Here is a 25875-nt window from a genome sequence, read left to right as displayed (position 1 = left end):
ACCGAAACAGTACTGATTGTGCAAAATGAATGTCTTGGGTTAGGGGGGGATGTTCAAGATTTAATTCATAAAAGAGATTAATGGAAAAGGTATCATTGAGTTGTACCACGTAGTTTAAGCTCTGTTTGAACGTATACATGAAGAGGGAGTAAGCGTCCATCTCGGTATTTTTCCACCAGTAAGTTCACTCCCTGAGTTCCCATCAACTCAGAGTGAATACGAATTGTAGACAACGGCGGAAAGGTAAAGCGAGCAGTAGGAATATCATTCATACTAATCAACGTAATATCCTCTGGTATCTTTAAGCCAAATTCATGGATTGCACGTACTATGCCAATCGCGATGGAGTCTGAATCAATGAATACTGCTTTCGGGAAGTCACCTTTGGCTAGCATCTCTTTCGCTAAGTTATAACCGGACAAACTAGAGCAGGCACAATAGTGTATATCTTGTTCTGCGACCACGCCTTTTAGACAGCCATAGTCCAAAAACACATTTTTACGAGTGTCAGCTGCGTCGTGCTTGTCTTGACCGCTAATATAACCGATGCGGCGGTGGCCTCGTTGTACAAAGAAATCAACCACTTGCCTACTGATTCGAATAAGGTCGACATCAACGCAATCATAAGGGCAGGTTGGATCTGAAAAGTTTATGTAGCAGATGCTATCGGCTAGACGTTTAGGTAATTTATCTACTACCTTTTGGTCGACATTTCCGACTAAAAGGACACCTGTTATCTTTTTCGTTTCAACATCAATTTCACTGTTATAGCAATTGGTTAGCGTAATACCTAATTTGTCGCATTGCGTTTCAATCCCATGACGAATTGATAAGTAGTAAGGGTCATTCACCTCTGTTTCTTGTTTGTAGTTATATAAGGCTAAAAAGTGATGTTTTTGCTTAACTTCTTTGATGCCTTTCTTCGAGCTACTGGTGCGGTACTCCAGTTTTTCTGCAATTTCCAAAATGCGGTATTTGGTTTCTTCTTTAACGCTCAACGTTGGGTCGTTGTTCAAAACCCGCGATACGGTTGCAAGTGAGACGCCTGCTTCAATGGCGATATCTTTTAGCTTTGCCATGTAAATTTCCCGTTGTCACTGCCCAAGTGTGAGCTCAATAATCTGACTATTTTAAACAGCTACTTAGATATGCACAAACCTTTAGTAAGACAGTCCTAAACACTTTAAATCATCATATCAAGCCAACTTGTTTTCATGAAATAGACTCTATTGAGTAATAAATAAAGCCGTAAACGTAAGGATTATATTGCTGTAAAAATACTGAAAAACGCGACAGGTTTGGAAACTTGCTACTTGTGGTAACTCTAGTACTTAATAGGAGTCGAGCTGTTTAGAGTTTAATCAAGCAAACGTTTTATTGTTCATGTTTATGTTTTGTGTCTCATTTTATAAACAAATCAATAGGAAAGTATTCAACTCTATTTATAATCTCCGCGCTTTTAAAAGCTGTCTAACAGTATGAAAAATTGGGAAATTATAATGAAAAAAGTATTGCCATTATTGGCTTTAGGTGCAGTGGTTGCTTCAGCATCAGTTCAAGCAAAAGGTAACTGGTATGTTGGTGCTGATTTGGTAAATTCAGATCTTAAAGTTAAAAGCTTGTCAAAAGATTTTTCTGCGACAGGTCTTAGCCTTGCTGTAGGTAAAGAGCTGCAATATTCAGAAAACTTCAAACTAGCTTTTGAAGGTGAGTACATATACTTTGGCGACTTTGAAGAAACATTTTCTTACATGGGGTGGCCGGTTAAATTTAGTGTTGATGCTTCTGCGTTCAATTTCAATGCGAAGCCTAAATACCAATTTGCAGGTACAGGCTTCTATGTTGGTGCGATTGCTGGCCTTGGTGTAATGAGTGTTTCTTATGAAGTGAAATCATCTAGCACTGTTACCGATGATGGTCGTGATGTAGGCTTTAACTACGGTGTTGAGGCTGGTTATGAGTTCGCTTCAGGTTTGGTTGTATCTGGTGGCTACCGTGCTTCTTCGGTAAGTATTGATGCCGAAAACGGTGGCAGCGAAGATTTTGATTTTGACAGCCTGTACGTTGGTGTTGATTACAAGTTTTAAGCTCGCGTAAGCAAAACATAGATACTAAAAAGGAGCCGTTAGGCTCCTTTTTTTATTAGATTATCAATCAACTCGTAATGATGCTCTTGCACGCCTGCAAGGTTGCCATATTTGGGTTGATGGCGGTCATTTTCTTTCGCGTGTTGCCAGCCAATGGTGTGACGCACAAAATGCTCTGCAAACGCGTGGGAAACTTCCAAGCAACCTGCCAGCACGGTATCAACATAACTTTGCATGATTGGGCTCTTTGCGCATGGTGGTAGTGGCTCGTCTTTTACGTAAACCCAAATGTCATGTTCTTGGTTAAAACTCGCATCTGTTTCGATTTGATCTGGCTGAAGTTGAATACGATGATAACCTCGCTCACGGCGGTCGAATTCTGCGAGCGCTTCTTCATTTACTTCGAGTAAAACGCCATTAACCTGTCCATCGCCTTGGTTCACCACTAGTGGAGAGAGGCTGTAGCTGTCGTCAATCTTCCCCCAGTAGCGAACCAACCCATGTGCTATGACGGGAATGGCTTCTCCCGTTTGTCCGGTTAACTTACGCGACGCAGAATTAATCAAACTGCCATAGCCAAATATGTACATTGTCGTTGCATCCCTTAACTGATAGTTGTGCCTCTCATGTTTATACCTAACCCGCATCTGAAGCACAACTTTACCTCTTAAGTATAATCTTAATTATAAACATGTATTTTCTATACATGTTTATGGTAGCATCAATATGTAGTTGAGTTAACCAGCATCGAGAGACGCTTGAGGGCAAGATAATGCTGAATATCACCGATAAAAAAGTAGAAGAAAAAATCCCCGCATGGCTGCGATTAGGCTTTCGGCCGTTTTTTCTGTTTGGGTCGATTTACGCCATTGATGCGATTGCGTTATGGGTGTGGATGTTCCAAAGTGGGCCGCCAAGCGCATTGGCCGTGCCTGCATTGTGGTGGCACGTACATGAAATGTTGTTCGGTTTTTCAATGGCCATTGTAGTTGGCTTTGTACTGACCGCGGTACAAAACTGGACTGGCATTAATGGTACCAAGCATTACATGCTTCTGGCTTTATTTGGCTTGTGGTTAGTGCCCCGCATATTGCTTTGGACACCAGCACCGTTATGGTTAACCAGCAGTATCGAAGCGGTATTTTTACTGTTTGTCGCCTATGAGGTGGGCATTCGTGTGTATCGAGCCAAAGGTTGGCGTAATTTGTTTTTCGTTCCACTGTTTCTTTTGGCCATCTTTGCGAACTTTGCAAGCTACGCAACGATAAAAGGTATGCCGCCCTTTAGCTCTTCAGCGGTGTGGCAAGCAATGCTGTGGTGGTTTACCTTGCTGTTGTCAGTGATGGGCGGACGTGTGATTCCATTTTTTACTGCGCGTCGATTTAATTTCGAAAAAGCGCAACCATTGGCTTGGTTAGAGTGGCTCGCGAATTTGCCGTTGGTAATGCTATTTGTGCTGAGCTTTTTCCCTGTGACGTTTGCAGAACTAGGTAGTCCTTTGATGTTGTTTGCAGGTGTTGCTCAGTTGGTGCGTTTTGTTCGCTGGAAACCTCGGTTAACCCTGAGCGAGCCTTTAGTGTGGTCGCTGCATGCTGCGTATTTGTGTTTACCACTAAGCTTAATTTTGCGAGGCGTCTGGGGAGATGCATTTGCCAGCCATAACCTCATTCACCTGTTTGCGATAGGTGCGTTAGGCGGTTTGATTTTAGCGATGATTGCACGGGTGACGATGGGACATACTGGTCGCATGATCTACAAAGGACCAAACATGAGCCTTGCGTTTGCAGCGATTACCGCGGCAGCTTTGGTTCGCAGTTTCGCCGTGATCTTTGACCCAGCGAACATGATGCTGTGGATTGATATCAGCGGCGGATTATGGATTGTTGCGTTTGGGCTATTTGTGTGGCGCTTTGGTGTGATGCTTGTGACCCCTCGTGTGGATGGTCACCCCGGATAAGATTCTAATGTGAGTAGAGAAAAGAGGAGCCGCGTGCTCCTCTTTTGGTTTTTGTTCTTTATAGGTTTAGTGTTTACTCGTCTTCGTCGTCCGCTTTATTCGTGAGCCCCAAGCGTTTAAATAGCCACCACTCTAGACCAAAAATGACAATTAAGGCGATACAGAACCAGGTGAATGCCATGGTGGATTCCACACCTGGCATTCCACCAACATTGATACCGAGTAAACCTGTTAAGAAGCTGGTTGGTAGAAAAATCGTTGCTACCAAAGTAAACAGGTAACTGTTTTTATTGGTTTTCTCATCACGATGATGTTTGATCTCTTCTTGGAAAAGCGCCACTTCTCCAAGATAAAACTCAAGTGTTTCATTTATGCGCGTAATATTATTGTGTGCGAAGCGATATTGATGAGGTCTCAAAGCAATCAATTCTGATTCTGACTCCACAAGATCACGGATAGCGTACTGCTGAGGGCGAATAAAACGCTTGATAGAAATCAGTGCTTTTTGAGTCGCCATATGTTTGTACGTCGATTCATCATTCACGTCGAACTGGTTTAGTGTTTCTTCAATTGTATCAAGGTAAATGTCTATTTTACTGTTTAATCCTTCAATGATCTGATGAAGTAAACTAGCAAGACTTTTTGGGCCTTTGTGTTCCGCTAATGCTTGGCGTATCTCCATGATCGCGCGTGATGGAATTTTACGAGTTGAAATGAGTGCGCCTTGAAAGTAGAGAATTCGAATACTAAGCATATCTTCTGGTGATGCATTGCCGTTCATATTGACGCCTCGTAAAATCAACATGAAGTTCTCGTCATCTAAAGGATGGAAAGATGGTCGGCTTTCGTCGGCTAATAGATGATCAACCGTAGCTCGAGGTACTTGGTTTTGCTCCAGCCAACCACGAATATCAGGATGCAGCCGTTCGCAATGGTACCAATGCTTAGCTTGAATTTGCTCTGCCGTGGTGGATTGTTGAGTTGCTTCTGGGGTTGAGAAGTCCCAATGTTCAATCATAAAACCCATTTTCTTTTCCTTGTTTGAGCCGATACCAAAATAACCTCAAGATACTTCTTTCGCGAGAATTGCATTGCCATACAGAGGCAATGCTCTGAGTACGGTACTCTGAAGTCATTGATGCATTATTTTTCAAATGAGTATGATTGTATTTAACGCCAAATGTCTATGAATAGTTGTTCTTATTTGCAATCGAGTGGAGCGCACCAAGGTGTTGTGCTTAAACAACAAAACAAAAAGCCTGCAACTAAGCAGGCTTTATTGTGGGGGGAGGGAGGGGAGCTGTTAGCCAACTTGAGAAAGATTAACCACTTTCTGTTGTAGCTTTTTCTTTAAATAGTCCGTTAAGGCCTGTTTTTCTTCCTCGTTCATGTAAAGACCAAGCTTAGTACGGCGCCATAAAATGTCTTCATCGGTCATTGCCATTTCATGGTTCATTAAGTAATCGATCTCACGTTGGTAAACACCACCGGCTTGTGTCGAGAACGTTTGTCCTAAGTCAGCTTCACTTGTTGTACCTTCCATTAAGTTCCACGTTTGGGTACCAAACTGAGTGACATAACGAAGAATCAATGCTTCTGGCGCCCAAGTGTATTTAGCATGAATTTGTTTCGCTAATTGTTCACGACTACAGCTGAAGTTACCACCAGGAAGGGTTTGGTTGGCCGTCCAGTCTTTACCCATTTCAGGTAGGAACGGAGCAAGTTTCTTCATTGCTGCTTCACCTAACTTACGGTAGGTCGTTAACTTACCACCAAAAACAGAAAGCAGAGGTGCATGGTCGTATTCCGCATCGAGCTCTAGCGTGTAGTCTCGTGTGATTGCTTGCGGAGAGTCAGATTCATCGTCACATAAAGGACGAACACCGCTGTATGTCCAAACTACATCTTCGCGAGTCAACTGGTGGACAAAGTGTTGGTTTACGATATCAATGAGGTAATCGACTTCGTCATCTGAGATCGACACTTCACGTGGGTCACCTTTGTATTCCACATCTGTTGTACCAATGATTGAGAACTTATCTAAGTAAGGAATCATAAATACGATGCGATTGTCTTTGTTTTGAAGAATGTAGGCTTGCGGTTCGTTGTGGATACGAGGAACAACGATGTGCGAGCCTTTGATTAAGCGAATGTTACGAGGAGAGGCTTGCTCTAATCCATCATCAAAGAACTGTTTTACCCAAGGCCCCGCAGCATTGACTAACGCTTTCGCTTTACGTTCGAAACGTTGGTCTGTCATCACATCGTGAATAGTAACATGCCAGATACCACCTTCACGGTGTGCTTTTTCCACGCGGCAGTAGTTACGCACTTCAGCATGGTTTTCGCGAGCCGCAAGAACGTTCAGTAATACTAAACGTGCATCATCAACCCAACAGTCAGAGTATTCGAAACCCGTTTTCATTTCTGGTTTTAGCAAGCCAGATTTCGCAAGGTTGACGGTTTTACTGCCTTGCAGCGTCGTACGTTTACCCAAGTTATCGTAAAGGAAAAGGCCACAACGAATCATCCAAGCTGGGCGTAGGAATGGGCGATGCGGTAAACGGAAACGCATTGGTAGTGCGACGTGTGGTGCTTTACGAAGAATAACCTCACGCTCTGCGAGCGCTTCCGAAACTAAACGAAACTCGTAGTGTTCAAGGTAGCGTAAACCGCCGTGTATCAGTTTAGAACTTGCTGAAGAAGTCGCAGATGCGAAGTCATTTGCTTCGTATAAGCCAACACTCAAACCTCGGCCAGCTGCGTCTGCTGCAATACCAGCTCCGTTAATGCCGCCACCGATTACGATCAAGTCTAAGGTAGTGGATGAGCTAGTAGTGGAAGCATTATTTTGTATACTCATAAATTTGACCTCTTGGTGAGCGAACGAGCATTTTAGAACATAATGTAATCCTAGCTCAGGTTTCGTTTGTGATCATCTATTATTTTCGTTTGTGAGCGTTTTGTGTGATTTAGACACAAAAAAAACCTCTGTCTAATTAAGACAGAGGTCATTTGAGGGGGAGTTATACGATTGACGTTACTCGTTTTCGGAGTTTGATTCGTTAGCTTCAACCACTTCAAGTGGGATAGAAGCTTCCTTCAAAATTGACAAGATTTCTTCTGGTGGCTGCTTATTGGTAAAGATCATGTTGAGCTGTGCAATATTGCCTAGTTTCACCATAGCATTGCGCCCGAACTTGGTGTGGTCTACGGCAAGAAATACACTACGGCTATTGTCAATGATCGCTTGTTTGACCCGGACTTCGTGGTAATCAAAGTCTAATAGCGAGCCATCGAAGTCGATACCGCTAATGCCGAGAATACCAAAGTCGAGACGGAACTGTTTAACGAAATCGAGGGTAGCCTCGCCAACAATACCGCCGTCTCTGCTGCGGACTTCTCCACCCGCTAAGATGACTTTGATTTCAGGGTTAGGGAAAAGAATGGTCGCAACATTGATGTTGTTGGTGACAACACGCAACTGTTTATGGTTTTTATTGAGCGCTCGCGCAACTGCTTCTGGTGTGGTGCCGATATCGATGAATAGTGTGGCACCATCTGGAATGTGTTTGACTACCTCGTCTGCAATGACATCTTTTTCATTGAAGTTGAGCGCTTTACGCGTGTTGTAAGATGTGTTTTCAGAACTGAGAGGAATAGTGGCTCCACCGTGATAACGACGAATTTTGTTGTCATCGGAGAGTTCATTGAGATCGCGTCGGATGGTTTGTGGGCTGACATTGAATCTTTCTACTAACTCATCCGTGCTGACATAGCCTTGTTTTTTCACCAGCTCAACAATCTGCTGGTGTCGAGGTATTTGCTTCACTTACCACTCCCTTGTGCATTGGTAACGGCCAATGCTTCAAATTCGAAGCTCTATTGTGCTCGAATTTGCTCGTTGTGAGAAGTAAGCGAGTTCAGGAATCGGGGATAAAGCGCAAAAAGAGCGCACAAATGGCGCTCTTTTTTTCTTATGGAGATGAGATTAATCTTCTTCGTCGTGAAGTTCAGACCAGGTTTGTGCACATTTCACTGCACGTTTCCAGCCCTTGTAACGACGATTGCGTTTTTCTTCATCATCGTGTGGCTCAAAGGTGCGATCAAGTACCGCTTTATTCTGCAACTCATCAATGCTATCCCAGTAACCAACTGCAAGGCCGGCAAGGTAGGCTGCACCAAGAGCGGTAACCTCAGTTACTTGAGGGCGGTGTACTTCTGTGTTCAATACATCGGATTGGAATTGCATTAGGAAGTTGTTCGCTACTGCACCACCATCGACGCGAAGGTTCGCAAGCTTAATGCCTGAGTCAGCTTGCATCGCATCCAGTACGTCACGAGTTTGATAAGCGATGCCTTCCAATGTTGCACGGATGATATGGTTTGAATTCACACCGCGAGTAAGGCCGACAATCGTGCCACGTGCGTAGGCATCCCAGTATGGAGCGCCTAAACCAGTAAATGCAGGCACGACATAAACGCCGTTTGATGTATCCACTTTTGTCGCGAAGTATTCAGAGTCTTCTGCACCGTTTAGGATTTTTAATTCATCACGTAGCCATTGGATAGAAGCTCCACCCATGAATACGGCACCTTCAAGTGCATAAGCTGGTTCGCCTGCAGGACCACAAGCCAAAGTTGTTAGAAGACCATGTGTCGAAGTGACTTTTTCTTGGCCCGTATTCATTAGCAAGAAACAACCCGTACCGTAAGTGTTTTTCGCTTGACCCGCTTCAACACACATTTGGCCGTAAAGCGCCGCTTGTTGGTCACCTGCGATTCCAGAAATAGGAATACGAGTACCGCCTTTACCACCGATGTTGGTTTTACCGTAAATTTCCGATGAGCGCTTCACTTCTGGCATCATAGATGCTGGGATGCCAAGCTCATCTAACATTTTTTGATCCCAACATAGATCGTTGATGTTAAACAGCATGGTACGCGATGCGTTAGTGTAGTCGGTTACGTGAACGCGACCTTGAGTCATCTTCCAAACTAACCAAGTATCGACAGTACCAAACAACAGCTTACCTGCTTCTGCGTCTTCTCGTGCGCCTTCAACATTGTCCAGAATCCATTTAACTTTGGTACCGGAGAAGTAAGGGTCAAGCACCAAACCAGTGTTGTCACGTACATAGTTTTCGAGACCGCGTGCTTTTAAATCTTCACAGATATCAGCAGTACGGCGACATTGCCATACAATCGCATTGTAAACGGGTTTACCTGTTTCTTTGTTCCAGACGATAGTCGTTTCACGCTGGTTAGTAATACCGATAGCCGCTAATTGGTCGCTACGGATGCCAGACTTAGCTAGAGCTTCTACTAAGGTAGAGCTTTGTGTTGCCCAGATCTCCATTGGATCATGTTCAACCCAACCAGCTTCTGGATAAATCTGAGTAAATTCGCGTTGCGCGACGCTTACGATGTTCGCATCATGATCAAGAATCACTGCGCGAGAGCTTGTTGTACCTTGGTCTAGGGCAACAATGTATTTTTGCTCAGTCATGGTAAGAATCCTTTTGTTTCGTTATTTATATTTTAGTAAATGTTCGAGTTACGTCAGTTTTAAGCTCTAGCTTCTTCTGTTTCTTCTTCCGTCTCACATTGGTTTGGAATCGTGCAACCGTGACCTTGTTGTGGAAGGTAAGCGGCAATCGCTTTTGGATACAACCAACCACCAAAACACGCACCTGCAATCGGAGCAAGTAAAGGCACGATAAAGTAAGGAATGTCTTTAGCACCTGTCAGAGCGTAATCCCAACCAGCGAAGTAAGCGAACAGCTTTGGTCCAAAGTCACGAGCAGGGTTCATCGCAAAGCCTGTTAGTGGGCCAAGTGAACCACCGATGACGGCAATCAAAATACCGATCAATAGAGGGTTCATTGCGCCACGTGCCGCGCCGTTATTTTCATCGCCCAGAGCCAGAATCGCAAACATCAGCACAGCAGTGATAACGAATTCCACAGCAAAAGCACCAAAGAAAGAGAGGGAGGCATGCGGATAGGTTGAGAAGATACCAGCAGTTGCTAGTGCATCTTGGCTGCTGCGAACGAAGTTATGAGCGATTTCGTAGTCGGTGAAAAGGTTGCTGTATAAGCTGTATACCAATGCAGCAGAACAGAATGCCCCAAGCATTTGAGCGATAATGTATGGCACCACTTTCGCCTTATCAAAACCATGGAACATAGCAAGTGCGATGGTAACGGCAGGGTTGATGTGTGCACCAGAGACGCCAGCCGTACAGTAAATAGCGATGGCGACACCGAAGCCCCATACAATACTGATTTCCCATTGTCCAAATGATGCGCCTGTTAGAACTAAGGCTGCAACACAGCCTACGCCGAAGAAAATAAGTAGTCCTGTACCGATAAACTCGGCCAAACATTCTCCAAGCAGAGAGGGGTGTTTGTTCGTTGTCATGTTAAAAGTCCTTTGATCATTTTTGCCTGTCTAGCACGATACTATTGTGCATATATAAACGTTTACGAAAACAAACGAGCGTTAAAAGTGAGCGTTTGAGCATAAATTTGTTAATCAAAGTCTTCGTTTTTGTTAAATGGCGCATCTTTTAACCGGAAAAGAACACAACGAAAATAATTTATTTGTCACGAGGCCAGTGTTGAGAGCGCTCAAATTACCGATGTGAAAAAGAATGCACAACTGGTAAGAGGAGTTTTGTGAAGCTGCTACGTGCTTGGAGACTTATTGCACAGAACTTGTGTAGCAATTAACCCTAAAGGAGTAGCGGAATGTCAAATGTATCAAGGGATAGCAGTGATATAAAAAATACGCTGTCATGTTTGGACTTTTAGAAAAAATCGTCATCCCATTGGTACCAATAGGATGAGTTGAGAAGAGAATAAACGCTGTTAATGTCTTGTGTTTGTGAATCATTGCTTCGGCTTGTATTCAAATAAAAATTGTTTTTTTTTATTTCGTTTGATGCTAAACGTGATCGTTTTTCAGCTTTTTAGTTATTAGTTGGTTCGGAGCGAGTAGGGCAGGCGTAAATCGCCCTTTTTACGGTTAGTTTATGTTCTAATTCGAGCCTTTGTTTCAAAGGTTTCGAATTGGAATGCTCAAGTGAGAGGTTTGAATATCAGTTTTATATTAACGAATCTTGAGTAAAGTTGAACGATGATCTAATTAATGCTCATATAATTTACTGTATTTACTTATATTTAATCCATGTGCAACATTTGTCACAGAAATAAAATCCTAACTCCATACAATTCATGAACTTTCGAACGAAGATTTATTTTGTTTCGTTCGCTCCTTTTGTGTTTTTACCATCGCATACAAAATAATGAGGTTCCTATGTTTGGAATATTCAAACCTAAGGCGCACATTGATCGTCTGTCCCCTGGCAGCATCGATAGCACCTACTCTCGCCTCCGTTGGCAACTCTTTATCGGTATCTTTGTTGGCTACGCCGGTTACTATCTAGTTCGTAAAAACTTCAGTTTGGCGATGCCTTATCTTATCGAGCAAGGCTTTAGCCGCGGAGACTTAGGTGTCGCCTTGGCAGCTGTTTCCATTGCATATGGTCTCTCTAAGTTTCTAATGGGCAGCGTTTCAGACCGCTCCAACCCTCGCTATTTCCTTAGTGGCGGCCTATTGATGTCTGCATTAGTGATGTTTTGCTTTGGCTTTATGCCATGGGCGACTGGTAGCGTCACTGCGATGTTCATTTTGCTTTTCTTAAACGGTTGGTTCCAAGGGATGGGGTGGCCTGCTTGTGGCCGAACCATGGTGCACTGGTGGTCACGTAAAGAGCGTGGTGAGATCGTTTCGGTTTGGAACGTGGCGCACAACGTGGGTGGTGGCTTGATTGGTCCACTATTTATTCTTGGCCTGTGGGCATTTAACGATGATTGGCGCACTGCATTTTATGTTCCTGCATTTTTCGCCACGTTGGTTGCTGTGTTTGTTTGGATGACGGTTCGCGATACCCCTCAGTCTTGTGGTCTGCCTCCTATTGAAGAATACAAAGACGATTACCCAGATGACTATGACAAGTCCCATGAACAAGAAATGACAGCGAAGGAAATCTTCTTCAAATACGTCTTCAACAACAAACTTCTTTGGTCGATTGCAATTGCAAACGCATTTGTTTACCTAATTCGTTACGGCGTACTGGACTGGGCACCTGTTTACCTAAAAGAAGCGAAGGATTTCTCGGTAGATAAATCGTCATGGGCTTATTTCTTATACGAATGGGCTGGCATTCCAGGAACACTATTGTGTGGTTGGATCTCTGACAAATTGTTCAAAGGTCGTCGTGCACCTGCTGGTATCTTATTTATGGTGCTAGTGACAGTTGCAGTGATGGTTTATTGGTTTAACCCTGCGGGCAACCCAACAGTAGATATGATGGCGCTTATTGCAATTGGCTTCCTAATCTATGGTCCGGTTATGCTGATCGGTTTGTACGCACTTGAACTCGCTCCGAAGAAAGCCGCAGGTACTGCCGCTGGTCTTACTGGTTTGTTTGGATACCTGGGTGGGGCAGTTGCCGCAAACGCGATTTTGGGCTACACCGTAGACCACTTTGGCTGGGATGGTGGCTTTATCATCTTAGTGGGTTCTTGTATTACTTCTATCGTGTGTTTGATGTACGCCTTCTTAGGTGAACGTGCGCACCACGAGCAAAAAGAGCGCGAGAAGGAAGCGCTAGCGTAATATTTATTTAAAGAGGCAGTGGAATACTGCCTCTTCGCTTTATCAAGGAAATAACAATGAAAACAAAGTCAGTATGTCTTACTTTTTTAGCACTTAGCCTCTCTGCTGGTGCGATTGCGAAGCCGCTTGTCATTGCGCACCGTGGCGCATCGGGCTACTTGCCTGAGCACACGCTAGAAGCCAAAGCACTTGCTTACGCAATGAAACCTGATTACATAGAGCAAGATGTGGTAATGACGAAAGACGACCAGTTGGTCGTGTTGCATGACCATTATCTCGATCGCGTAACGGATGTTGCGGAGCGTTTTCCTGATCGTGCACGTAAAGATGGTCGTTATTACGCGATTGATTTCACTCTGGCGGAAATCAAATCCTTGCGAGTTACCGAAGGGTTCAACATCGATGAGAAAGGCAACAAAGTAGCGGGCTATCCAACCCGATTCCCTATGTGGAAATCTGACTTCACCGTGCCGACGTTTGCTGAAGAGATTGAGCTGATCCAAGGCTTAAACAAAACGCTGGGTTATGACATCGGTATTTACCCAGAAATTAAAGCGCCTTGGTTCCATCGTCATGAAGGTAAGGACATTTCTAAAGCAGTACTTAAAGTCTTGAAGCAGTACGGTTACGGCTCTCAAGACGACAAAGTCTACCTTCAGTGTTTTGATGCGAATGAACTTCAACGCATCAACAGTGAACTCATGCCTGCAATGGACATGGACTTAAAGCTCGTTCAGCTTATGGCTTACACGGACTGGAACGAAACTATGGTGTACAAAGGCGACAAGGCAACACCATACAGTTATGACTGGATGTTCGAAGCCGACGGAATGAAGAAAGTAGCGAGTTACGCGGAAGGAATTGGACCTTGGAAGCCGATGCTGGTGGATGATAAGTCAACCAAAGACAATATCATCATCAAGCCGTTGATGAAGGCTGCAAAAGACGCTGGCTTGCAAGTGCATCCATACACGTTCCGCGCCGATCCAGGACGCATTCCAGCGTACACTGACAGCTTTGAAGGCATGATGGATGTGTACTACAACCAAGTAAAAGTGGATGGTTTGTTTACTGATTTCCCAGATAAAGCGGTCAGCTTTTTAAATCAGTAATCACGCATTTTGCTGTAAGCTAAAAAATCCCCCAACAGTTTCCTGCTGGGGGATTTTTCGTAGGGCTAATTCACGAATGAATTAGTTGTTTTTATGCAGTTCGCTGTTCAGTTCAACCGCGCTCTTGTTTGCAAGACACTCGATTTGACCTGTTACAGAGTTACGACGGAACAGTAGGTCAGAAACACCAGCAAGATCGCGGGCTTTCACAACTTCTACTTCTTGGCCTGCAGAATCTAGCATGCGCACTTTAGAACCAGCAGTTACGTACAGACCTGATTCGATAGTACAACGGTCACCCATTGGGAAGCCAAGACCTGCGTTCGCGCCTAGTAGAGAGTTTTCACCGATAGAAACCACAACTTTACCGCCGCCAGATAGCGTACCCATGATAGATGCGCCGCCGCCGATGTCAGAGCCGTTACCAACCACTACGCCAGCAGAGATACGACCTTCAACCATGCTCACGCCTGTTGTACCCGCGTTGAAGTTGATGAAGCCTTCGTGCATTACCGTTGTGCCTTCGCCAACGTGTGCGCCAAGACGTACGCGAGAAGTGTCAGCGATACGAACGCCAGTTGGTACCACGTAGTCCACCATTTTAGGGAACTTGTCTACGCAATCTACGCTTAGTGCACGACCCGCTAGGCGAGCTTCGATTTGACGCTCTGCTAGTTCAGGTAGGTCGATTGGACCTTCATTAGTCCATGCGATGTTGTGTAGTAGACCGAAGATACCGTCTAGTACCGTACCGTGTGGTTGAACTAGGCGATTAGAGATAAGTTGAAGTTTTAGGAAACCTTCAGCAACGCTTTGTGGCTGCTCGTCAGTTGCAAGGATAACCAGTACAAGTGGTTGTGCTGATTCTGCTGCTTTTGCTGCGAAAGAAGCGTTTGCCGCATCGCCGTTTGCTTCAAATGCTGCTGCCAGTTCTGCGCTTTGTGCTGCAGAGATCTCGATAGCTTGGTTGCCTTGCTCATAACCTGCTACTGCTGCTAGTGCGTTAACAAGCGCTTCGCTTGGGTTAAGAACTGGGTTTGGGAAAAACGCTTCGATGATTTTGCCGTCGCGGTTTTTAGTTGCCGTACCAAAGGCTAGAGAGAAGAAAGCCATAGTTGATCTCCATGTGTTGAGTCTTGTGTCTCGTCTGTTCACTGACAAGAAATAATTAAGTTGTCGGTCATCATAAAGAGAGTGTTGGGGAGTTTAAAGAGGGGAAATGGAGAAAGTCCGTAGATGGATACCTTTTGTCTTTTTAGAGATATGTTTGTCTGATGAGAAATGTGTCGCAAAAGCCTTATCAGGCCGATTTTGGGCAGAGACACAGTGAAGTGGGAGAAGGGAGCATCGCAAAAAAATAAGGGGAGGACCGAAGTCACTCCCCCTACACTGGGTTTGTTGGATTTACTGACTTTGGATAGTAAAGCGATAAATCGACTTAGAGGCTTAGCTCACCGACCTCTACTGCAAGTGCAACCGTTGCCCCTACCATTGGATTGTTGCCCATACCGATGAAGCCCATCATCGCTACGTGTGCTGGTACTGAAGAGCTACCCGCGAATTGCGCATCGGCGTGCATGCGACCCAAGGTATCTGTCATGCCGTAAGAGGCAGGACCTGCCGCCACGTTGTCTGGGTGTAGAGTACGACCAGTACCACCACCTGATGCCACAGAGAAGTAAGGCATGCCTTCACGGTTACGTTCTGCTTTGTAGATGCCTGCTACAGGGTGTTGGAAGCGAGTCGGGTTGGTTGAGTTACCAGTGATGCTCACATCCACTTGTTCTTTATGCATGATAGCCACGCCTTCACGCACATCGTCTGCACCGTAGCAAAGGATCTCACCACGTGGACCTTGGGAGAAACGGCGACGTTCTACTTCCACTAACTCACCAGTTTGGTAGTTGTACTGAGTGCGTACGTAAGTGAAACCATTGATGCGTGAGATTAGGTAAGCGGCGTCTTTACCCAAGCCATTTAGGATAACTTTCAACGGATTTTTTCGTGACTTGTTCACGTTCAATGCGATTTTGATAGCGCCTTCTGCCGCTGCGAATGACTCATGGCCCGCAAGGAAAGCGAAACAGCCACTTTCTTCATTCAATAGACGAGCCGCCAATGCACCGTGACCGATACCCACTCGGCGTTGTTCTGCGACGCTGCCTGGTTTTGTGCAGGCTTGAAGGCCTTCACCGATGATGTTTGCAGCTTCTTCAGCTGTTTTTGCTACGCGGAAAATCGCCAAAGCAGTGCCTAGCGTGTAGGCATCGGCAGCGCTTTCAAACGCGATAGGTTGAGTGTCCATCACTAGTGCTTTAGGGTCGATACCACGATCCATACAGTATTGGTAAGCCTCTTCCAGAGAAGAAAGTTGCATTTCGTCTAATGTGCGACGTACAGATTCAGTAATTGGAGTGTTCATAATCTCTTTCCTCTTGGTGGCAATTATTGTTGGCGTGGGTTGATGGTAGTTACGGCTTCGTCAAAACGACCGTAAGTCCCCGTCGCTTTGTCTGCGGCTTCTGCAGCAGATACGCCTTCGTTGATGGCTTTCATCATCTTGCCGAGGTTGAGATATTGGTAACCAATCACTTCTTTGTTTTCGTCTAGCGCGAGTTTTGTTACATAGCCTTCAGCCAACTCCATGTAACGCACGCCTTTTGCTTTGGTTGAGTAGCTAGTACCCACTTGGCTGCGTTGAGTTTGACCAAGATCTTCCAATGCCGCACCAATTTCTAAGCCGCCTTCAGAGAAAGCAGATTGCGTACGACCGTAAACAAATTGAAGGAAGATTTCGCGCATCGCGACGTTAATAGCATCACATACCAAGTCGGTATTCAGTGCTTCAAGAATGGTTTTGCCTGTTAGGATTTCTGCGGCCATCGCTGCTGATTGAGTCATGCCTGAACAGCCGATCGTTTCGATCAAAGCTTCTTCGATGATGCCGTTTTTGACGTTAAGGGTCAGTTTTGCTGCGCCTTGTTGAGGAGCACAAGCGCCAACTCCGTGGCTAAGACCAGAAATCGCGATAACGTCTTTTGGATTGATCATTGCGCCTTCAACAGGGATCGGTGCAGATGCATGAAGCTCGCCGCGTTGAATCGGGCACATTGATTGGATTTCGTGTGAATATTGCATAATGTTTTCCCAGTGTACGATATCCAGCCTATTTGTCAGTCTCAACGGCGTTGACTGCTCTTATTCGCTCCATCAAATAGAAAACTATGTTCAGGAGGTTCATGCGTTTGTCGCCTTGTTGAGTTAACAACTATTTTGGATATCTTTTTAATTTTTGAGAAAACAGGAGCGGGGTTGGAGAAGAGTTGAATTGCTCACTACAGAACTCTTGCTTTCACAACATAAGCGAAAGCACTTCCAACAGGGCTGACCTGTTTTCGTTTCTGTAGGAGTCATTAGCTTTAACAGCGGTTCGAATCTTTCGATTCCGGTGGCACCCCATCACCGGACCCATTTAGACTAGATCTAAGTCACACTAATCCGCAACATGAAATTTAGAGCAATTTGGGATATTAAATCGGTTCTTTATATTCTCAGAGATATATGGAGATAAACGGAAGGAATAAAAAAACGCCGCATAATGCGACGTTTTTTCTAAACAAATAAGAGGCTTATGCAGCGTCTTCTTGCTCGCTATCTTCTTCAACAGCTTCAAGCTTCTTTGCTTTTTTTGGTGCAGGTTTACGTTTTGCACCAAGAGCGTAAAGCACTTCTTCTTTGTTTTGCGCAAGGAACATTGCAAGATCTTCTTGCTTACCTTCGTCTTCTAGAAGTTCACTTTTACCCAGCAGTGAGAATAACTCGTCTGCCATATCCAGCATTTTGTCGTATGCGTCAGCTTCCGCTTTAGAGGTAAAAGTCATTTTCTCTTCTCCATTGCGTTCTACCACGTACTTGACGATTACAGCCATGGTTGGTCCCCTAATTTGGTGTATTGATACTGGCTTTTTATACAGTTTTTGACCAATCAAGTCTAGCGACAAGCCTCAGAATGAGAGACACGTACAACTAACTGACTAGCATTTAAACTATCTTGGTTTCACTTTGCGGATTTGTCCGCCAAAGGAAGGTTTGTTGGTCGCTCCCAATCTTGGCAAAATTCGATAAACGTTTTGAGCAATGGGCTTTGATATTTCTCTTTATGAACCAGTAACCAGAAGCGACGTTTCATATCTAAAGGCATGTCGAGCAGTTTTACGCGGCCGTCACGAATAGCAGGTTCTGCAGACAAACGTGACAAACAGCCCAAGCCTAACCCTGCCGATACTGAGTTGATCAACGCTTCGGTGGTATTGAGCTGAAAAGTTTCATGCCAATGTTCCAAGCGCGGCGCGACAACGCGCATAAAAAATTCGCGTGAACCAGAGCCTGCCTCTCGCAATATCCATTCACTGTTTTCTAGCTCGGTTAAGTTTACTGGCCCTTCGTGCGCGGCTGGGGAATTGGGCGCGCAAATCACGCACATTTCATCTTCGCTAAACTGGGTAGACTGCAATTCAGGGTGAAGTGTTTTGCCTTCAATGAGGGCTATGTCTAACTCGTAATCGGTCAGCATGTCGCAGATTTGTGCGGAGTTAGAAATGAACAGACTTTGAGAACGATGGTTCGTTTGCTGACGAAATTCGCTAAGCAAATAGGGCGCGACTTGGTTGCCAATGGTGTCGCTGGCACCAATGCGAAGTTGGCCCGATAGCGCTTGGTCACCATCGAAAATGCTCTCGATGTCCTTGGCTCGGTTGAGTAATTCATCCGCCAGTGGCAGTAGCTTTTGACCTTCTTGGTTCAAAATCAGTCGGTTATTAACACGATCAAACAAGTGATGGCCGATCTGTTTTTCTAATTCTGAGAGTGCCATGCTCACTGCGGCTTTCGATAAAAAGAGACTATCAGAAGCCGCTGTGAGCGTTTTGTGCTGCGTGATCGTCGTAAACACTTTCAGTTGTTTAAGAGAAATGTGACTTGCCATACCCCACCGTTAAGTAATTCTGAACGTTTGTTTTAAATAATTAGATATATCGGAACGAAGTGCAAGCGTATTATACGTCCCATCAAGAGTGAGTCTGGTTGAGGTCATCATGATTCAAAGAACAAAAGCAAAAGTAATGGGAGCGCCAACTCCAATGGCGGGTTTGGCTCTTGGTATTGCAAGCTTGGGCTGGAGTTGGGAAAACTTCGCCGAATTACATGGCTACGGACAGTGGATTAGTGCGGGTATCGCGAGCATATTGTTGGCTATATTGGCAACCAAGTTTTTGCTACATAATCATCTGTTGAGACAAGATCTTGCTCATCCGGTTGTGGGCAGCGTGGTTCCGACATTTGCGATGGGCACTATGGTGGTATCGAACTCTCTCGGCCATTTTTACCCATTAGCTGGCGATGCGCTTTGGCTGATTGCGGTGGTTTTGCACATCGTATTCTTGGTGAGCTTTGTTTACCATCGCGCCAAAGATTTTGAATTGCACCACATGGTTCCTAGTTGGTTTATACCGCCTGTGGGTATCATCGTTGCGGATGTGTCTTTCTCTGGCAACCCGATGTTAGCACCAGTGGCACAAGGTGCATTGATGTTCGGTATGGTGGCGTACGCGATCATGTTGCCGATGATGATTTACCGTTTCATGTTTACCCATGAAATTCCGGATGCAGCGAAACCAACAATGGCAATCATGGCAGCACCAGCAAGTCTATCATTGGCAGGGTACTTAACGGTCACTGCGACACCATCACCAGTGATCATCGCTATGCTATTTGGTATCGCGGTATTGATGACAGCCATCATTTACCTCGCATTCTTTAAATTGCTTAGACTGCCATTTAGCCCTGGCTATGCAGCGTTTACCTTCCCGATGGTGATCGGTGCGACGGCGCTGTTTAAAATGGCGAATTGGATGGAGTTGCAAGGATTGGGTGCGCACTATGTTCAACAAGTGCGAGGCTTAGCTGGTCTTGAGTTGATTGTGGCAACATTTGTTGTCTCTTATGTGGCCTTACAATACATCAACAACTTATTGATTCAGCCACGCTTGATGCACGCTCATCACGCTTAAATAGCAGATAGGAAAAAGCCTCTTGGTCTTACAACCAAGAGGCTTTTTTATTTCAATCGGCGTCGATGTTGGACACTAGCCTTTTTTGTAAAATCGCGACATCTCATCCAGAGAATGACGAATGATATCGACAGGAACTTTCTGTTCTTTCTCGACTTTTAACTGGCGATTCAGTTGCTGAGAGTGCCCGCCAGGATTGACCACAAGCATCAGTTCTTTGCCGACCAATGCATAGTTGTAGTAGCTGCCTGCAATATACCAATCGCGAGAGGCAGAGCTATCAAACAAGTTATGACCAACGCTGTATGAACTCGTTGTGCCTTGAACGTCAAACAGCGTATTCATCATGGTTGGCACGACGTCAAAATGGGTCGTGCGGTAATCAACTTGCTCTGGCTGACGATTTGGCATGTACACGTAAAGAGGCACATGTACTTGAACGTCACTGTAGTTACCCGTGTGGCCCCAATAGTTCATCTTATGGTCATTAAACTCTTCACCATGATCTGATGAAATCACCACAATGGTATTGTCTAAGTCGACGTTTTTCAGCACATCACCAATCAAGCTATCGATGTAGTACAACGAGTTCTTGTATCGATTGTGGTAAAGCGAAGCGTCAAAATCGTTGTTGAGCAAAATGTGGTCAACGCGTTCCCAGTATGGTTTGAATTTCGCAAATTCAGGTTCAGGAAACACCGTGCCGTGGGCGGCATCGTAGAACAGAAAACCAAAGTACGGCTTGTCGCTATCCTGCTTTTGGAACTCGATGAACTTGTCTGTGATCTGCTGATCGCGCTCTACTGCTGTTTCCCCAGTTTGTTTCAAGGTCAAGTCCGACACTTTTTTGAATACCGTGCGAGAAAGTGGTGGGCTGGTGAGCGGTGCCGAGCCAAAAATGCCCATGCGGTAGCCTTCTGCTTGCAGCGTATCCATAAAAACAGGAGAGCGTTGACTTGCGTAAAAGCTTTCCCAGTAGGTCGCTGGCAAGCTGTAAAACAGGCTGAAAATACCCGCTTGAGTTGAGTTGCCACCGCTCATATGTTGTGTGAAATTCACCGTTTTTTCGGCGAACTTGCTGACATTTGGCATGACTTCCGGCGTCGCATCACTGTAGCGCCACGCATCAACCAAGATAAACAAGACATTGGGCTGTTTCTCTTTGCTTTGCACTTGAATCGGCGCAAGCGGATAGTTGAGTGAGCTACGTTCAATGTTGGTTAACTCTACGCGGTTCTTCGATGCAATGCTCTCATCCACTAGGTCGTGTTTGTAAATAAATTTACGAGCCGTCAGCGGGTAGTAAAGTGGCCAGTTATTCGAAAACTGACTGACTTCATCGTCGTAAAGTGCGTTTTTGTACGCATGAATCATCTGCGTGCTAAGCAATACAGCAAACCAAACGCTGATCAAAACGAACTTAGCTCGGCTTTCTGACAGTTGATTACTTACCCAAACGGTACAAGCGAGCCCGATCACCAGAATGGCAATTTCACTGATGAAGATTAGCCAACTCATCCAAGAAATATCGAAGACATCACCGCCACCTTCGAAAAACATACGGATTAATAGGGCGTTGATGTGAAGTTTGTATTGCTGAAAAACGAGGATATCGACTTTAAACATGATCAATAGACAGATCGCGATAGCGATCACGATACCTTTGAATGCTCGAGTAGGTAGAAAAGAGAGCAATAAACTCAACAACATAAATGGAAGAGCGATCAAGCCCAGCCAGCCATATTGAGTCGAAACCAAATAGTAACCTTGCAACAAGGTTAGCGGTTCATTCTGATTGTTAGACAACACAAAAGGATAACAAGCGATCGACAGGTACACTGCAAAGCAAGCAAAAAAAGCAATCAGCCAAGCGCTGTTGGAAGACAGTTTGCGAAACATACTTTTTGTTTGTTTATAAATTATGGGTAGAGGGAGTATAAAACAGTGTTTTTTATTATGGAATAGTTGCGACGAATGTCACATTTTGTATGGAAGTGTCAGACTTGATTGACATGTGAAAATTCAGAAGATTCATACTCTATTTGAGTGACATATAACCTTTTGTTTTTTCCGAACGCGAGATCACTGCGGGTTTAAATGAGGCTGTGCTAAGCTAGCTAACAGTTTCAATCGGCGCTCGGTATTCCCAATTTGTTTACTGTTTATCACTCCAACCAAGTTGACGTTCTTAAATCACTCCTTGTCGAACTGATTCGAATCAGTCCGCTGGAAAACCCGTTCGAAAAAGAACAAATTCTGGTTCAAAGTCCGGGCATGTCCCAGTGGCTAAAAATGGAATTGGCCAAAGAGTTTGGTGTTGCCGCGAACATTGATTTTCCGCTTCCTGCTACCTTCATTTGGGAAATGTTTACGCAGGTGTTGCCAGACGTGCCCAAGCGCAGTGCGTTTAACAAAGAAGCGATGACGTGGAAGCTGATGCATCTGCTACCGGGGCTTCTCAACCAAGAGGTGTTTTCGCCGTTAGCGCAGTACCTCAAAGATGACGGTGACCACTCTAAGCTGTATCAGCTGGCTGAGAAAATTGCCGATATTTTCGATGGTTACTTGGTGTATCGTCCGGAATGGATCGCCAGTTGGGAAGCTGGGCAGAGTGTGCCAGAGCTGGAAGATGAGCATCCGTGGCAGCCGATCTTATGGCAAGCGTTGTATGATCACACTGTGTCGTTAGGGCAGTCTCCATATCACCGTGCCAACCTTTATGAGCACTTTATCGACACGTTAGCGAGTTTTAACGGCAATTTTGACCATTTACCCAAGCGTTTGTTTGTTTTTGGTATTTCTTCGTTGCCGCCTCGCTATATGGATGCGCTAAAAGCAATTGGTGAGCATATCGACGTGCATCTGATGTTCACCAACCCTTGTCGTTATTACTGGGGTGAAGTTCGAGATCGCAAATATCTGGCTCGTTTGGCGGCGAGACATCGTCAGCACGTTGTGTGGCAGGACGATCACTCGGAAGTGCAAGGTGAAACTGAGCAACTGAAAGGATCACTGGAAGATAATGTGATCGATGAGCTGCACACCGATGTGGTCGGAAACAGTCTGTTGGCGTCCATGGGTAAACTCGGGCGCGACAATATGTATCTGTTGTCTCAGCTGGAATCTCATGAAATTGAAGCGTTTGTTGATGTTGAGCGCGATAGTCTGCTCCATCAATTGCAAGCGGATATTCTCAATCTTGAAGAACATCAAGATGACCAACAGATTGAAAACAGTCATCACAAACAAGTGGTTAGCTTGGGTGATAAATCGCTGAGCCTACACGCTTGTCACAGCCCGATGCGTGAAGTGGAAGTGCTGCATGATCAACTATTGGCGATGTTCGATGCTGACCCAACGTTAAAACCGCGCGATATTATCGTGATGGTCGCGGACATCAACGCTTACAGCCCTGCGATTCAGGCGGTCTTTGGTAACGCACCGGGTGAGCGTTTTATTCCCTATTCGATTTCTGACCGAACCGCCGATCAAGAGAGCCCAATTCTCGCCGCATTTATGCAGTTGGTGAACTTACCCAATACGCGCTGTTTGGCATCAGAACTACTCGAACTTCTGGAAACTCCGGCGATATTAAAGCGTTTTGAACTCAGCGAAGATGATTTCTTACAAGCCAAACAATGGGTTGAGGAATCGGGGATTCGCTGGGGATTGGATGCCAATACCGGACGCGAATTTGAACTGCCGGAAACACGTCAAAACACGTGGCAATTTGGTATTCAACGCATGTTGCTCGGCTATGCGATGCCAGAATCCGCAGGCTTGTTTGAAACCGAGCAAGGTAGTTTATCTCCGTACAACGAAGTGCAAGGCATGGGTGCAGAGCTTGCGGGCAAGTTGGCACACTTTATCCAACAAATTAGCACTTATCGAAGCAAACTTTCTCATGTTCAGACTATTGATGGTTGGCGAGAGACTTTGGTTTCACTGCTGGATGACTTCTTCTCAGTTGAGTTAGAAGGCGAAATGGCGCTCAAATCCATTCGCGATACGCTCAGTCAACTCAAAGAGCAATTAGCTGATGCCGCATTTGATGATGCGTTGTCGCCGTCGATCATCAGCCAATACCTTCAAAACAAATTATCTGGCACACGAGTCAGCCAGCGCTTCCTGGCTGGTCAAGTGAACTTTTGTACCCTGATGCCGATGCGCTCTATTCCGTTTAGAACCGTTTGTCTACTGGGGATGAATGACGGCGTGTACCCACGCTCCATGCCGCCAGAAGGCTTTGACTTGATGACGGGAAGAACCAAGCCGGGCGACCGTTCGCGCCGAGATGATGACCGTTACCTATTCCTCGAAGCGATGTTGTCTGCACAGCAAACGCTCTACATCAGTTATGTTGGCCGTTCAATCCAAGACAACACCGAGCGAGTGCCTTCGGTTCTGGTTTCTGAGCTGATGGAATACTGTCACCAAAACTATTGTCTAAGTGGTGATGAAGCGTTGCCCGTTGATGAGTCTGGCGACAACTTATTAAATGCGTTGGTGAATACCCACGCCATGGTGCCGTTTAGCCCAAGTGCGTTCCAAGGCATGCACGCCAGCTACGCGAAAGAGTGGATTCCAGCGGCATTGACTCAAAGTAGTCAATCGCAAGGCTATGTTCGTCGTGATTTTAATCGGGCATTAGACGACTATCTGTTAGGAGCGACGTTCCCACTTGAGCTCGACTTAGTCGAGTTGCAACGTTTCTGGCGCTTACCTGTGCAGTATTTTTTCAATCGTCGTTTAAAAGTAATCTTTGAACCGCCGCTACCGGTGATGGAAGACGACGAACCCTTTGTTTTAGGTGGTTTGGAAAGCTATCAAATGCGTGATGAGCTGTTAGAAACCTTGCTTGAAACGACATTGATGCAGCCAGAGAAAAAAACAGAGGTGCTTAAACACTTTATGAGTCAACAGCGCGCGCAAGGCAAACTGCCGGTGGGGGCGTTTGGTGATATCGAGTTTGAAACCAACCGAGTTCAGGCGGAAGAGCTGGTGGATAAACTGGCGTTTTTATCTGGTGCGCCTCAAGACGATTTGGAAATCGACCTGACGTTTGATTCCTTGTTTGAGCGAAATGAAGGCGAAGAGAAAAACGTTCGCCTAACAGGTTGGCTAACTCAATGCTACCAATCCGGTTTGATTCGCTATCGAAGCGGTAAGATTCGATCGCAGGATTACCTTGCAGCGTGGATCGATCACCTTGCCATGTCGGCGTCGGGTCATGCTAAGAAAACCCACATCATTGGTTACGATCGTAAAGAAGGCGCACTGCATTTGATCTACCCAGAAATTGCCGATGCGCAGTATGCCAAACAGCTACTGACTGAATTAGTTCGCTTATTTTTCGAAGGCATGACTAAGCCTTTGCCTTATTTCCCGAAAACGGCGTTGGCTTGTGTTGAAGCGGGCTTTAGCCGCGGTCAGTGGGTCGATGACGAAGAGAAATCTTTGAAGAAAATGGCTGACGCATTCAATGATGGCTTCATTAGCCCGGGCGAAGGCAGTAATGCGTACATCTCTCGAATTTGGCCTGCTTGGAATGATGAGTTGGCCTCAGAAGTTCGTTTGCTGACAGCATTAGTACTGCAAGGTGCGCGCTTAGCGGTTCAAGACGCTGATGACGTAAAAGCGTAATAAAGACAGTTGGATAAAGAGAAGGAAGAGTAGGGTGGCCGCCAGAAAATCATTATTTTTTGTAGGGCGTTCGCTGTACGGCCACAAGGTCAGAGGGACCATGATACTTTTGTTTAATTCATTTGAGTTGTGCCGCCAAAAAGGTTTGGCTTATCTCGTGGGGCGCATACTAACGGTACGTCTTATGGATAACCGTGAGAAAGATCTCACAAAGCTCTAAATTATCCAACTTGTTAAACATATTAATAGAATTTTTAACTATAGATCACATTTATTAGGTGATACGTCCTAGTAAATAATCCGGAGAGATTCAGCGTTATGGA

Annotated in this window: 19 protein-coding genes and 1 riboswitch; of the genes, 6 read left to right on the top strand and 13 right to left on the bottom strand. The window is 45.3% G+C overall.

Annotation, left to right across the window (positions count from 1 at the left end; all coding sequences use genetic code 11):
- Positions 1-92: 92 nt before the first annotated feature.
- Positions 93-1079 carry a transcriptional regulator EbgR gene (gene ebgR / locus R7E78_RS01915; protein WP_191115855.1) on the bottom strand — a complete coding sequence of 329 codons (987 nt, stop codon included), beginning with the start codon at positions 1077-1079 and terminating at the stop codon, positions 93-95.
- A 420-nt stretch (positions 1080-1499) separates the two neighbouring features.
- On the opposite strand from ebgR, the gene R7E78_RS01910 reads away from it, so the two are divergent.
- Positions 1500-2087 (top strand): outer membrane beta-barrel protein, encoded by a 588-nt coding sequence (locus R7E78_RS01910; protein ID WP_017636001.1) that lies wholly within the window; start codon positions 1500-1502, stop codon positions 2085-2087.
- A gap of 38 nt (positions 2088-2125) precedes the next feature.
- Here the strand turns inward: R7E78_RS01910 and R7E78_RS01905 are convergent, their stop codons facing one another.
- On the bottom strand, positions 2126-2677 hold the full coding sequence (locus R7E78_RS01905; protein WP_005380184.1) for a gamma-glutamylcyclotransferase family protein: 552 nt from the start codon (positions 2675-2677) through the stop codon (positions 2126-2128).
- Positions 2678-2859: 182 nt separating this feature from the next.
- Here R7E78_RS01905 and R7E78_RS01900 point away from each other — a divergent pair, with 182 nt between their 5' ends.
- A complete protein-coding gene (locus R7E78_RS01900) occupies positions 2860-4044 on the top strand; it encodes an NnrS family protein (protein WP_262640723.1) in 1185 nt (394 codons plus the stop codon).
- Positions 4045-4117: 73 nt separating this feature from the next.
- Here R7E78_RS01900 and R7E78_RS01895 read toward each other — a convergent pair whose 3' ends face one another.
- The 5 genes from R7E78_RS01895 to R7E78_RS01875 form a co-directional block, all read right to left on the bottom strand.
- Positions 4118-5071 (bottom strand): CorA family divalent cation transporter, encoded by a 954-nt coding sequence (locus R7E78_RS01895; protein WP_005391702.1) that lies wholly within the window; start codon positions 5069-5071, stop codon positions 4118-4120.
- A 276-nt stretch (positions 5072-5347) separates the two neighbouring features.
- Entirely contained in the window at positions 5348-6907 is a 1560-nt protein-coding gene (glpD, locus tag R7E78_RS01890; protein WP_033905559.1) for a glycerol-3-phosphate dehydrogenase, read from the bottom strand.
- A 177-nt stretch (positions 6908-7084) separates the two neighbouring features.
- Positions 7085-7876, bottom strand: coding sequence for a DeoR/GlpR family transcriptional regulator (locus R7E78_RS01885; RefSeq protein ID WP_318057588.1), 792 nt, complete (start codon positions 7874-7876; stop codon positions 7085-7087).
- A gap of 159 nt (positions 7877-8035) precedes the next feature.
- Positions 8036-9553 (bottom strand): glycerol kinase GlpK, encoded by a 1518-nt coding sequence (gene glpK, locus R7E78_RS01880; RefSeq protein ID WP_005380193.1) that lies wholly within the window; start codon positions 9551-9553, stop codon positions 8036-8038.
- 59 nt (positions 9554-9612) lie between these two features.
- Positions 9613-10467, bottom strand: coding sequence for an MIP/aquaporin family protein (locus R7E78_RS01875; protein WP_005380195.1), 855 nt, complete (start codon positions 10465-10467; stop codon positions 9613-9615).
- 897 nt (positions 10468-11364) lie between these two features.
- Between R7E78_RS01875 and glpT the strand changes: the two genes are divergently transcribed.
- Positions 11365-12729 (top strand): glycerol-3-phosphate transporter, encoded by a 1365-nt coding sequence (gene glpT / locus R7E78_RS01870; RefSeq protein ID WP_005380199.1) that lies wholly within the window; start codon positions 11365-11367, stop codon positions 12727-12729.
- 56 nt (positions 12730-12785) lie between these two features.
- A complete protein-coding gene (gene glpQ, locus R7E78_RS01865) occupies positions 12786-13841 on the top strand; it encodes a glycerophosphodiester phosphodiesterase (RefSeq protein WP_005380201.1) in 1056 nt (351 codons plus the stop codon).
- Positions 13842-13922: 81 nt separating this feature from the next.
- Here the strand turns inward: glpQ and dapD are convergent, their stop codons facing one another.
- The 5 genes from dapD to R7E78_RS01840 form a co-directional block, all read right to left on the bottom strand.
- Positions 13923-14954: a 2,3,4,5-tetrahydropyridine-2,6-dicarboxylate N-succinyltransferase gene (dapD, locus tag R7E78_RS01860; RefSeq protein WP_005391708.1), complete on the bottom strand. Its 1032-nt coding sequence runs from the start codon at positions 14952-14954 to the stop codon at positions 13923-13925.
- A gap of 325 nt (positions 14955-15279) precedes the next feature.
- On the bottom strand, positions 15280-16263 hold the full coding sequence (locus tag R7E78_RS01855; RefSeq protein WP_005391709.1) for a GGGtGRT protein: 984 nt from the start codon (positions 16261-16263) through the stop codon (positions 15280-15282).
- A gap of 23 nt (positions 16264-16286) precedes the next feature.
- Positions 16287-16979 carry an iron-sulfur cluster assembly scaffold protein gene (locus tag R7E78_RS01850; RefSeq protein ID WP_005391710.1) on the bottom strand — a complete coding sequence of 231 codons (693 nt, stop codon included), beginning with the start codon at positions 16977-16979 and terminating at the stop codon, positions 16287-16289.
- 259 nt (positions 16980-17238) lie between these two features.
- A riboswitch (Fluoride riboswitch) is annotated at positions 17239-17314 on the bottom strand.
- Positions 17315-17470: 156 nt separating this feature from the next.
- Complete coding sequence (locus R7E78_RS01845; RefSeq protein ID WP_005380208.1) at positions 17471-17770, bottom strand: YebG family protein; 300 nt, start codon at positions 17768-17770, stop codon at positions 17471-17473.
- A 128-nt stretch (positions 17771-17898) separates the two neighbouring features.
- Positions 17899-18825, bottom strand: a complete 927-nt coding sequence (locus tag R7E78_RS01840; RefSeq protein WP_262640591.1) for a LysR substrate-binding domain-containing protein — start codon at positions 18823-18825, stop codon at positions 17899-17901.
- A 109-nt stretch (positions 18826-18934) separates the two neighbouring features.
- On the opposite strand from R7E78_RS01840, the gene R7E78_RS01835 reads away from it, so the two are divergent.
- Positions 18935-19909 carry a TDT family transporter gene (locus tag R7E78_RS01835; RefSeq protein WP_262640590.1) on the top strand — a complete coding sequence of 325 codons (975 nt, stop codon included), beginning with the start codon at positions 18935-18937 and terminating at the stop codon, positions 19907-19909.
- Positions 19910-19984: 75 nt separating this feature from the next.
- On the opposite strand, the gene R7E78_RS01830 is transcribed toward R7E78_RS01835, so the two are convergent.
- Positions 19985-21808: a DUF3413 domain-containing protein gene (locus R7E78_RS01830; RefSeq protein ID WP_262640589.1), complete on the bottom strand. Its 1824-nt coding sequence runs from the start codon at positions 21806-21808 to the stop codon at positions 19985-19987.
- Positions 21809-22060: 252 nt separating this feature from the next.
- Between R7E78_RS01830 and recC the strand changes: the two genes are divergently transcribed.
- Positions 22061-25552: an exodeoxyribonuclease V subunit gamma gene (gene recC, locus R7E78_RS01825; RefSeq protein ID WP_262640588.1), complete on the top strand. Its 3492-nt coding sequence runs from the start codon at positions 22061-22063 to the stop codon at positions 25550-25552.
- Positions 25553-25875: the final 323 nt, after the last annotated feature.

The organism is Vibrio sp. YT-19(2023), from assembly GCF_033337395.1.
Note: the sequence above shows the minus strand (reverse complement) of the source record. Positions and strands in the feature narration are given on the sequence as shown.